This window comes from uncultured Anaerococcus sp. (genome assembly GCF_963510915.1).
Lineage (GTDB): Bacteria > Bacillota > Clostridia > Tissierellales > Peptoniphilaceae > Anaerococcus.
Genome location: NZ_CAUPHG010000063.1, coordinates 1 through 10,454 on the forward strand (window position 1 = coordinate 1; position 10,454 = coordinate 10,454).

Genomic DNA, 10,454 nt, shown 5'->3' on the forward strand with positions numbered 1-10,454 from the left:
TTCATCTCCCTAAAAAGTTCAGCCACCCTGGCCTGGTCATCATTAAAGCCTTCAGCCAAGCTCTCCTTGGTAAGGGCTTTAAGTTTTTTGTCAATCTCTTCCATATCCTTTTCAATGTCTCTGATTTTTTTCTTAACCGCCCTTACTTCATCTCTTTTTAGCTTTTCCTTTTTTCTTTCCTTTTTAATTTGAGTCTTGGTAACTGTGGATTTTTCTTCCTCTGTTAAGGACATTTCCCTAAGCTTTTCCTGGTAGTAATCATAATTACCAAGATATAAATCCATCCTATCGGCTTTCATGTCTAGGATTTTTGAGGCAATCTTATTTAAGAAATACCTATCGTGAGAAATTATCAAAAGGGTACCCTCAAAGTCGAGGATAGCATCTTCAAGAATTTCCTTACTATCAATATCCAAATGATTGGTCGGCTCGTCCATTAAGATAAAGTTACAATCAGAAATCATTAGTTTAAGAAGGGATATTCTTGCCCTTTCCCCACCAGATAATTCAGATATTTCCCTAAAAACATCTGTATCATAGAACATAAACTTGGCAAGATAGGACCTTATCTCAAAGTTTGTAAGCATTGGAAAGGTCTCTCTAATCTCATCGAAAATTGTATTTTCAAGATTTAAGGATTTTTGCTCCTGGTCAAAATATCCCACATTTACAGATTCACCAATCTTAGCTTTTCCTCCATCTTGGGAAAGTTCACCGAGAATAATTTTAAAAAGCGTAGTCTTTCCTACTCCATTATCGCCAATTATAGCAGCTCTTTCATTTCTATAAATTTCAAAGGAAATATTTTTGAAAATCTCCCTACTATCAAAGGACATCCTCAAATCTTCAACTTTTAGGACATCCATACCTGATTGGATTCTTGGGGTAAATTTGAGATTCATTGTATCTGAAAGTTCTATTGGCTTTTCGATTCTTTCCATCTTGTCAAGGAGTTTTTGCCTAGACCTTGATTGGGAAATACCTCTTTTTCTTTTTGATCCGCCTAGGTTTTTGAGCCTGTCGATTATTTCTTCTTGTCTTTCTATTTCCTTTTGCTGACTCTTATATTGGTGGATTCTTACTTCCCTGTCTTTTTTCCTTTTTTCCATGAAAATCGTATAATTCCCAGAATAAGTAGATAGTTTTCCATGTTCTAGGACCATCATCCTATTGACAGTTGCATCTAAAAAGTACCTGTCGTGGGAAATAATTATGGCTGTGCCCTTGTAATTTTTGATGAAAGTTTCTAGAAAATTTATGGCCTTTATATCTAGGTGGTTGGTTGGCTCATCAAGTAAGAGCAAGTCCGGTTTTTCTAGTAAAAGACCAGCTAATTCCACCCTTGCCTTTTGGCCACCAGATAGGTCAGAAATTTTTTTGTTAAAATCTTCCTTGGCAAAACCCATAGCAGAAAGGGTGCCTTCTAGTTCACTTTCTATGGCGTAGCCATTTTCTTTATGATAAGCATCTGATTTTCTTGTGTATTCATCCATGATTGCGGCAAGCTTGTCAGGATTAGTTTCTGTGCTCATCTTTTTTTCAAGGTCTCTGATTTCAGCTTCAAGCTTAATTAGGCCATCAAAAACTGACAAACAATAATCATAGACAGTCATCTCAGAATCAAGGCTTAGGATTTGCTCTAAATACCCAACTTTCACTTCTTGGGGGATGAAAATTTTCCCTTCATCCGCAGCTAGTCTTCCTGTTAGAATATTAAAAAGGGTAGACTTGCCAGCACCGTTTAGTCCAACTAGTCCTGCCTTATCTCCCTTTTCTAGGTTGAAACTTAGGCCATTAAAGATAGTCTTGTTAGGGTAAGACTTGGCCAAGTTCGATACATTAAGTACATTCATTAAAATATAAAATCCTCTGGGGAATTCATAAAGTATGTCAAAGTAAATAGAGATTCATCAAGGTGAACAGATTCTATAACTGCTCCATTTGAAACCTTCAAATCAACTGGTGAGAAATTCCAAATGCCCTTGATACCACCCTTACATAAAACATCTGCTACCTCTTGTGCCGCTTCCTTTGGGGTAGCGATAATACCTATATCTATTGTGTTTTTTGCTAAAAAATCAGCAAGTTCAGAGATATCTCTCACCTTGAGATTATCATTGGATAGGCTCTTAGCCTGCTTATCAAAAACAGCCTCAAATTCATAACCAAGGTCTCTAAAAGACTTGTATTGATAAAGGGCATGACCTATATTTCCATAACCAATAAGAATTATTTTATAGCTCTTATCAACACCAATTATCTTTGACAATTCATCTATAAGCTCTTTTACATTGTAGCCATAACCTTGTTGACCAAAGCAGCCGAAATGGTTTAAATCCTGCCTAATTTGGCTAGCTGTAAGGCCTGTTATTTCTGATAGTTCCTTAGATGATACCCTAATTATTCCCTTTTCATTTATGCTTTCTAAATACCTATAGTACTTAGGAAGTCTCTTAATCACAGACAAAGAAATATTTTGTTTAGTCATTATTAAATCTCCGCTCCTTGTTCATCCTCATCATCCAAAATGTGAGAATTTAGTATCTGCCTATCCTCATCGCTTAGACTGTCATCCTTACTATCAATCTCAGCAATTATACTATCTAATCTTTCATCCCTAATTCTTCTTAACTCTTCTTCACTTAACTCTTTTTCCTCTACCGGCTCTTCATGCTTATCCATTAGGAAAATTACATTGGCTAGGTGGGAAAAATAAACAACAACCAAGCTCGAATAAAAAATAAACTGGTTGTAAGCTAGGAAGAAATCGTTATTTATCACTATCTTCCTAGGAAGGACCCTTACAAATATCGCCAAGGCAGAAAGTCCGTGGATTGATAAAAATGCAAAGGCTATACTAGTTATAATCGCAAGGAGGATGGAAAAGCCCCTAGCTTTTTTATTTAATAGCACATCAAAACTATAAACAACCATAGTCACCCATGCTAGTAAAAATAAAACGTACCAGGCTAGGCTTAGGACCCATCCATTTGCGAATCTTTGTGAAATAGTTAAGAGAAATAAGACCATGATAAGAAAGACCAAAAACTTACTAATCCTTCTTTCAAACTTATTTTCCATGTCCACTCCTATTTTTTAGACTTGTACCTCTTTTGACTATCTAGGATTTTCTTCCTAATCCTTAGATTGTGAGGGGTAATCTCGATTAATTCGTCCTCTTCTACAAATTCCATCATTTCTTCAACACTCATTTTCTTGGCTGGGGTAAGGATAATTGCATCATCATTACCGCTCGCCCTTGTGTTGGTCATTTTTTTCTTTTTGCAGATATTTACATCGATATCAAGACCCTTGGCGTTAGATCCTACGATTAAACCTTCGTATATTTCTTCACCTGGTTCAATAAATAGTTGACCCCTAGATTGGGCTGCATTTAGACCGTAGGCTGTTGCAAGACCTTTTTCTGTAGCAATAAGACTACCTAAAGGTCTTCTCTCTAGGTCACCCTTGTACCTATCATAGCCTTCAAATTCGGTATTTAAAATACCAGTACCTTTTGTGTCAGTCATAAATTCAGTCCTATAACCTATAAGACCCCTAGCTGGAATCCTAAAAATAAGTCTGGTATATCCTGATGCGGATGGGTGCATATCAATCATCTCGCCCTTCCTACGACCAAGTTTTTCTATAACTGAACCAGTGTATTCTTGGTCAACATCTACAGTAGCAATCTCTATTGGTTCAAGCTTCTTGCCATTTTCATCAGTCTTAAACATTACTTCTGGTTTAGAAACTTGGAATTCATAACCTTCTCGTCTAAGATTTTCTATCAAAACTGATAAGTGGAGTTCGCCCCTACCAGAAACCTTAAAAGCTTCAGTTGTATCTGTTGGTTCAACTCTAAGAGAAACATCTGTTTCTGCTTCCTTAAATAGCCTATCTCTGATATGTCTGCTTGTAACGTATTTTCCATCACGACCTGCAAATGGTGAATCATTTACAGAAAAAGTCATAGATAGGGTTGGCTCTGAAATCTTTGTAAATTCTATTGGTTCATGATCTTCTTCTGTACCAATAGTATCACCAATCCCAATATCTTCCATACCGGAAATTGCAACAATTGAACCGAATTTAGACTCTTCAACCTCAACCCTATTTAAACCATCAAATTCATAGATGGTTACAACTTTAGACTTAACCAGCCTATCTGCTTCATTATAATTAGTGATAACTGCTGGTGCATTTTTCCTAATTGTACCACATTCTACCTTACCAATCGCAATTGTACCAAGATAATCATTGTAATCTGTAGTTGAAACTAAAACCTTAAAGTCATCTGTATCTGGCGCTTCAAAGGCAGGTGTGTATTCGATTATAGTATCAAGGAGGTCTGTCATGTCATCTTTTACAACGCCCTTTTCAGAACTTGCCCAACCTTGTTTGGCTGAAGCAAATACAAAAGGACTTTCAAGATATGACTCATCCGCATTCAAAGAGATAAACAAGTCTATGATTTCGTCTTCAACTTCATCTATCCTCTGATCAGGTCTATCTACCTTATTTATACAAATTATAGCTGGAAGTCCCAATTCTATAGCCTTTTTTAGTACAAACTTGGTTTGTGGCATTGGGCCTTCGTGACTATCTACAACAAGTACAACTGATTCGGCCATATTAAGTACCCTCTCAACCTCACCACCAAAATCGGCGTGGCCCGGAGTATCAATAATATTAATCTTCATACCTTTATAAGATACAGCTGTATTTTTAGCAAGAATTGTGATTCCTCTTTCTTTTTCTATGGTATCAGAATCCATTACTCTTTCTTTGACTGCTTCGTTTTCTCTAAATAAACCTGATGTTTTTAGTAGACCATCTACAAGTGTTGTTTTTCCATGGTCTACGTGGGCAATAATTGCTACATTTCTAACATCTTCTCTAATCATTAAATCCTTCTTTCATGCTAACAAATTCTATCAATATATTATACCTAATGTTAATTAATTATCAATAAATGGCAAATAAAAAACATCCCTTCCAGGATGTTGTTAAGAATTTCGTATTAGACAGGCGATAGTAGATTTTTCTATAATTACCTCATCAGACAGTTTTTTTACAAGATCAATGCCCCTACCAGACTCAGAAAATTTTTCAACTTCTTTTGTAGACTTTATACCCTGCCCCTGGTCTTTGACCTTTATTAATAAGTAGGCATCATCAAAAAGAACAGAAATATCTATTAATCTAGACTTATCTTTTTTATTGCCATGCTTATAGGAGTTTGCAGTCAACTCATCTAGAATTAGCCTTAACCTAAAAATTTGGTTTTCCTCATAAAGCCTTGCTTCTAGCATATCTATAAACTTATCCCTAAATTTTTTTATGTCTTTAAGGTCAGAATTTATGACCGCCCTAATTATCTCCATATCTATCTCCTAATGGATTCATACCCCTTTTTTGTTTTTCCTATCATTTTCATTTCTTCTTCCATTTTTAGACTTATTCTAAAAATTTTTGTTTAAAAAATCAAATCTGTGGTATAATAATTACATAGTAGATTATGAAAGGAGACATTTATGAAATACGTATGTACAGCATGTGGATATATTTATGATCCAGCTGAAGGTGATGTTGATAACGGTATTGATGCCGGTACAGAATTTGCTGATCTTCCAGAAGATTGGGTTTGCCCAGTTTGTGGTGTTGGCAAAGATATGTTCGAAGCTGAATAATAAAAAAATAAGAGGCCCAAAGGCCTCTTTTGTTTTGCTTTCTTTTATTTACTTTCCTTGCGTTTTTCTTTTCTTTCATTATTTCTAATCACTATGCCTATAGCTACTACCAAGGCTATAATGAATATCAAACTTATTATAACAATTGGATTTTTAAGAAAAAACTTTTCTTCCTCTTCGCCATCATTAGCTGGATTTAGGGCCAAAATTTGGCTTCTGTCATCATCTTCTTCCTCATCCCTATCTGGCTTTACCTCAAGGAGGATTTTTTTCTTTTTTTCTGGTATCTTATCATCAAGGCTTGTATCTGACGAATCATTATCAAGAGGTATAGCCTTGCTTTCACTTATTGATATTATCATGTTAGCAGCTTCATTTTCAAGCTTTTTTCTCTCGTTCGCTGTGGTTGCAGCTTGAATTTTTTTATTAAAATCCTTCAAAACTTTTTCTGTCTGCTTGCTAACATCCTTAGTAACAACGCTTGAATGTTTCTCTGAACTTATAGTTGATTGAATCTCAGCCAAAGCTTTAGAAAGTTTAGAGTTTTTATCTAATTTTTGAACCATATCATCTACAGCCTTCTCAATCCTCTCCATATCTGCATTGGAAGGTCTATCAGGAGCAGCCATTTTACTATCGGCTGGCTCTTCTTTTTTGTTATTATCCTTTGAGCTTGGCTCTTCTTTTTTTGGTTCTATTGGCTTAGATACTTTTGCCTCTTCTTTTTTGTTTACTTCTGGATTATTTTCACTAGGCTTACTTTCTTCTTTTTTATCAACACTATTAGCATTTACATTGTTAGCCGCCTTATTAACAGGCGCTACACTTTCAGTGATAATTATTTTCTCGCCAGCCTTCTGATCAGTGCCCTCTTTTACTGGTTGATCATCAGATGCAAAACTATTAAAGCCTATGCAAAAAACAAAAAAGCTTATTAGTATTATTTTTATATTTTTTCGCATCTTTAATCACCTTCCTACTTGTATTTTACCTGCAAATACTTATTAAACAATCATTCATTACTATCAAGAGCCTCATCAGATGAATACCAACCCTTACCAATAATTGATGAGGTATTTAGGATGGTGATAAATGAGTATGGGTCAATCCTTTTAATAAAAGACCTAAATTTAGCTGCTTCGAAATTACTTGTCACACATAAAAACACAGAAATATTAGTACCCTTATACAAACCTCTGGCATCAACAATAGTAGCCGACCTATTTAAGTCTTTCTTGATAAAGTTTCCTATTTCTTCTGTCTTTGAGGTGATTATTATAAAGAGCTTGGCTGTATTCATAGATCCTATGATCATGTCAACAAATATTCCCTTCATCATCAAACCAAGGATTGAAAATAAACCAATCTCTATACCGAAAATCTTTATAGATGCTATGGTAAAGATAGAATCCACTACCAAAAGGGACTTACCAACCTCAAGTGATGTGTATTTTTTCATAATCATAGCTATGATATCTGTACCACCAGATGAAGCTGCGAGGTTAAATAAAATTGCAGAACCAACTGATGACATTAAAAGAGTGAAAATCAACTCAAGCATTTTATTATCAGTTAGGGAGCCATTGATTGGGAAAATCTTCTCTAAGGCAAGTGCTGTTAGAGAATTCAAGATTGCAACATAGCCTGTCCTAATAGTAAATTTTTTACCAATCACAAAAAATCCTATAACAAGCAAAACTACGTTATAAAATAGGGTCAATTGAGGACGGTTGAAAGGCACAAACATTGAAGTGATAATACTCATACCCTCAACCCCTCCTATTACAAAGGAATTAGGATATTTAAAAAAATGAGTACCGCAGGCCATAAGAATAGCAGCAAAACTCATCCAAAAGATCTTGTACTCCCTAGTTTTTATATTGCGTTCGTCAATATTTCGAACCTCTTGGTTATTTTTTTGACCTAAATCGATAGACTCATCAGTTTTCAATTTCTACTCTCCATATTCATAAAATTTACATTTAAGTGTATGTATCATATTATACAATGAACCAACTTTTATGCTAGTAGCCTAGCCAAAGTTGGTTCATTGTCCAAATATTTATTTTTATCTAATCATTTGAATAATTATCAAAATATCCTTGGATTAAAACAACAGGTGTACCCTTATCTCCTGATCCCGAAATCAAGTCAGATAGAGAACCTAGTAGGTCTGTAATCTGTCTAGGAGTAGTTCCTAACCTTTTGTCAGCATCTGTATTTTTATCCTTATTTCTAACAAGTTTCTTAAATTCTTCTGCGGCTTCTTCGCCTGAAAGATCTGCTAAATCATTATCAGCAACGTATTTTAGCTTTAGTTCGTTTGGTGTACCTGTAAGACCGTCTGTGAATCCAGGCGAAACAACAGGGTCTGCTAGTTCCCAAATATGACCAACAGGGTCTTTGAAGGCTCCGTCACCATAAACCATAACTTCTACATGCTTACCTGTTTCAGAAATAAGTCTTTTTTGAAGTTTCTCTACAAACTCTTGAGCATTTCTTGGGAATAATTTTAATTTATTTCCAGTAGAAAGATTTGATCCTAAAAGACCATAATCTGGGTTGAAACCTGAACCATCAACAGATTCTGTAAGAATTTCATCAAGTTTTAATACCTTCTTAGCACCAGCTTCTAGAAGTTGTTTTTTAACAAGATTTCTAGTGTGGATTGATGCAACCAATACATTATCAGTAAATTTTAGAGCATCCACTGGATTATTTAAAAAGTGAATCTCAGAATTTTTTGCAATCTCCCCATAGAATTTTGGATAATCCATCTCTGTGAAAAGATGTTTATAATCACCAGCAACTTTCCTAAATTCTTCAAGACTTAAAACATCAGTATAAGCATTAATGTCAGAATTAAACAGATCCATCTCATCCATAACAAAGTTACCAACCTCATCAGATGGATAAGATAAACAAATATGAAGTTTTTTGCCTGATAGGGCAAAAGCCTTTAGCATTATTGAAAATCTATTCCTTGAAAGAATTGGAAATAGTATAGCAACTTCATCACCATCAAACTTATTTGCAAAATCCTTAGCAATTTGCTCAATAGTAGCATAATTACCTTGGCTTCTAGCAAGAAGTGACTCAGTTACAGCAACTACATCCTTATCGCGAAGTTTAACTTCTTTTCTAGCTACTTCCTCAACAATATCACCGACAATATCAACTAGATTGTCACCTTTTTTAACAATTGGTGCCCTAAGGCCCATTGCAACAGTTCCTATTAATCTTGGCATTTTTTTTCCCCTTTCATGCAAATTATACAACCTAATAAAATAAATTTAAATACTAAAATGAAAAAAATTTTAAATTAATTTATATTTCTAAAAAAACTAAAAAATACTAAAAATTTAGCTTTTAGCATCGAATTTTTCCTTACATTTTGGGCATCTAACCTTGATTTTACCCTTGTTTTTAGGAATTCTTAACTTTTGTCCACAAGTTGGACAAGAAATATACTTAAAGCCGTCATCTCTTGATTTACCTTGATTAAATTTATCTTTATTGAAAACATTTTTGATTGGATCAATAACATTTTCAATAAAAACTTGATTTTCTTGACTTCTTTTTAGAATATTAGTAGACATAGTTCTAAAAATAGCATAAATTACAATAAAAGAAGAAATGCCATTTAAAACTGTAGACTTAATAAAATAAGCCACAAGGACTGCCACAATAGCTATCCAAACTAAAAATATCCCATACTCATCAATACCGTATTTTTTCTGCACCTAATCACCTACCAAACCATTCATAATTTCAGCAATATCGCCATTAATAATATAATCCGCAAAACCATCACGAGGAGTAGTTTCTTTGTTAATTAAAACAAGCTTATCTCCCCTATAAAAATCAATAAGCCCTGCAGCAGGATAAACAACAAGGCTAGTCCCGCCAACAATCAAAACATCTGCCTGGGCAATCATATTTATTGCATAAGAAATATTATTTTGATCAAGACCCTCACCATAAAGAACAATATCAGGTCTTACAATCCCACCACACTCATCACAGTGAGCCTCAGCCAGAAATTTCTTAACATAGACAAGGTCAAAATTTTTAAAGCACTTTGTGCAATAATAATCCCTCAAATTGCCGTGAAGCTCAATTACATTCTTGCTGCCTGCTTCTTGATGAAGGCTATCAACATTTTGAGTAATAACAGCCCTAAGCTTACCCATTTTCTCAAGTTTAGCCAAAGCGTAATGAGCCTTGTTAGGCTTAATTCCATCAAGCATGAGATTTTCCTTACAATAAGTCATAAACTCACCAGGATGGTTTACAAAAAATTCATGACTAAGCATATATTCTGGAGAATACTTGGAATTATTTTTCCTGTTATAGAGCCCTGTGGCCGACCTAAAATCAGGAACACCTGATGCGGTAGAAACTCCTGCACCCCCAAAAAATACTATATTATTTGAATCATCAATAATTTTTTTAACTTCATTAAGAGTATCCATATGACTCCCTTCCTATTTATATCATTATAATCTTTATAGAGATACTTACAAGAGATTGGCAAATAGATTTTACAAAATATATTAAATGTGGTATTATGGGCTTAGATTTTCTTAGAAATATAAGTAAAAATAAAAAGAAAATCCAATTGAAGCTTAAAAAGATTTGACAAAGTATTTTTTATATAGTATATTATAATAGTCAGTAACGGCGGGGTGTGGCGCAGCTTGGTAGCGCGCGTGTTTTGGGAACATGAGGTCGAAGGTTCGAATCCTTTCACCCCGACCA

At 34.6% G+C, this 10,454-nt stretch carries 11 protein-coding genes and 1 tRNA gene; 2 read left to right on the forward strand and 10 right to left on the reverse strand.

The window, feature by feature from the left end; translation table 11 throughout:
• The 5 genes from abc-f to RQ893_RS06255 all read right to left on the reverse strand — a co-directional run.
• On the reverse strand, positions 1–1,853 hold a 1,853-nt coding region (abc-f, locus tag RQ893_RS06235), incomplete at its 3' end, for a ribosomal protection-like ABC-F family protein (RefSeq protein WP_311482189.1).
• Complete coding sequence (locus RQ893_RS06240) at positions 1,853–2,488, reverse strand: redox-sensing transcriptional repressor Rex (RefSeq protein ID WP_311482190.1); 636 nt, start codon at positions 2,486–2,488, stop codon at positions 1,853–1,855. The genes RQ893_RS06240 and abc-f, both read right to left, overlap by 1 nt.
• Positions 2,489–2,490: 2 nt before the next feature.
• Positions 2,491–3,081, reverse strand: a complete 591-nt coding sequence (locus RQ893_RS06245; protein ID WP_311482191.1) for a hypothetical protein — start codon at positions 3,079–3,081, stop codon at positions 2,491–2,493.
• 8 nt (positions 3,082–3,089) lie between these two features.
• Positions 3,090–4,907, reverse strand: coding sequence for a translational GTPase TypA (gene typA / locus RQ893_RS06250; RefSeq protein ID WP_311482192.1), 1,818 nt, complete (start codon positions 4,905–4,907; stop codon positions 3,090–3,092).
• Positions 4,908–5,009: 102 nt separating this feature from the next.
• A complete protein-coding gene (locus RQ893_RS06255; protein ID WP_311482193.1) occupies positions 5,010–5,387 on the reverse strand; it encodes an ATP-binding protein in 378 nt (125 codons plus the stop codon).
• A gap of 150 nt (positions 5,388–5,537) precedes the next feature.
• Here RQ893_RS06255 and rd point away from each other — a divergent pair, with 150 nt between their 5' ends.
• Complete coding sequence (rd, locus tag RQ893_RS06260; RefSeq protein ID WP_311482194.1) at positions 5,538–5,693, forward strand: rubredoxin; 156 nt, start codon at positions 5,538–5,540, stop codon at positions 5,691–5,693.
• A gap of 44 nt (positions 5,694–5,737) precedes the next feature.
• On the opposite strand, the gene RQ893_RS06265 is transcribed toward rd, so the two are convergent.
• From RQ893_RS06265 to RQ893_RS06285, 5 genes are all read right to left on the reverse strand, one after another.
• A complete protein-coding gene (locus RQ893_RS06265; protein WP_311482195.1) occupies positions 5,738–6,655 on the reverse strand; it encodes a hypothetical protein in 918 nt (305 codons plus the stop codon).
• A 50-nt stretch (positions 6,656–6,705) separates the two neighbouring features.
• Positions 6,706–7,644 (reverse strand): YitT family protein, encoded by a 939-nt coding sequence (locus RQ893_RS06270; RefSeq protein WP_311482196.1) that lies wholly within the window; start codon positions 7,642–7,644, stop codon positions 6,706–6,708.
• 121 nt (positions 7,645–7,765) lie between these two features.
• Entirely contained in the window at positions 7,766–8,941 is a 1,176-nt protein-coding gene (locus RQ893_RS06275) for a coenzyme F420-0:L-glutamate ligase (RefSeq protein WP_311482197.1), read from the reverse strand.
• Between the two features lie 114 nt (positions 8,942–9,055).
• Positions 9,056–9,436, reverse strand: a complete 381-nt coding sequence (locus RQ893_RS06280; RefSeq protein WP_311482198.1) for a hypothetical protein — start codon at positions 9,434–9,436, stop codon at positions 9,056–9,058.
• Positions 9,437–10,168: an NAD-dependent protein deacylase gene (locus tag RQ893_RS06285; protein ID WP_311482199.1), complete on the reverse strand. Its 732-nt coding sequence runs from the start codon at positions 10,166–10,168 to the stop codon at positions 9,437–9,439.
• A 209-nt stretch (positions 10,169–10,377) separates the two neighbouring features.
• On the opposite strand from RQ893_RS06285, the gene RQ893_RS06290 reads away from it, so the two are divergent.
• Positions 10,378–10,454 (forward strand) — tRNA-Pro (locus RQ893_RS06290).

What these genes read in the sequence shown, in the direction of transcription:
- RQ893_RS06240 (WP_311482190.1), bottom strand. Translation starts at nt 2,488, where the DNA reads ATGACTAAACAAAATATTTCTTTGTCTGTGATTAAGAGACTTCCTAAG.
- RQ893_RS06245 (WP_311482191.1), bottom strand. Translation starts at nt 3,081, where the DNA reads ATGGAAAATAAGTTTGAAAGAAGGATTAGTAAGTTTTTGGTCTTTCTT.
- typA (WP_311482192.1), bottom strand. Translation starts at nt 4,907, where the DNA reads ATGATTAGAGAAGATGTTAGAAATGTAGCAATTATTGCCCACGTAGAC.
- RQ893_RS06255 (WP_311482193.1), bottom strand. Translation starts at nt 5,387, where the DNA reads ATGGAGATAATTAGGGCGGTCATAAATTCTGACCTTAAAGACATAAAA.
- rd (WP_311482194.1), top strand. Translation starts at nt 5,538, where the DNA reads ATGAAATACGTATGTACAGCATGTGGATATATTTATGATCCAGCTGAA.
- RQ893_RS06265 (WP_311482195.1), bottom strand. Translation starts at nt 6,655, where the DNA reads ATGCGAAAAAATATAAAAATAATACTAATAAGCTTTTTTGTTTTTTGC.
- RQ893_RS06275 (WP_311482197.1), bottom strand. Translation starts at nt 8,941, where the DNA reads ATGCCAAGATTAATAGGAACTGTTGCAATGGGCCTTAGGGCACCAATT.
- RQ893_RS06285 (WP_311482199.1), bottom strand. Translation starts at nt 10,168, where the DNA reads ATGGATACTCTTAATGAAGTTAAAAAAATTATTGATGATTCAAATAAT.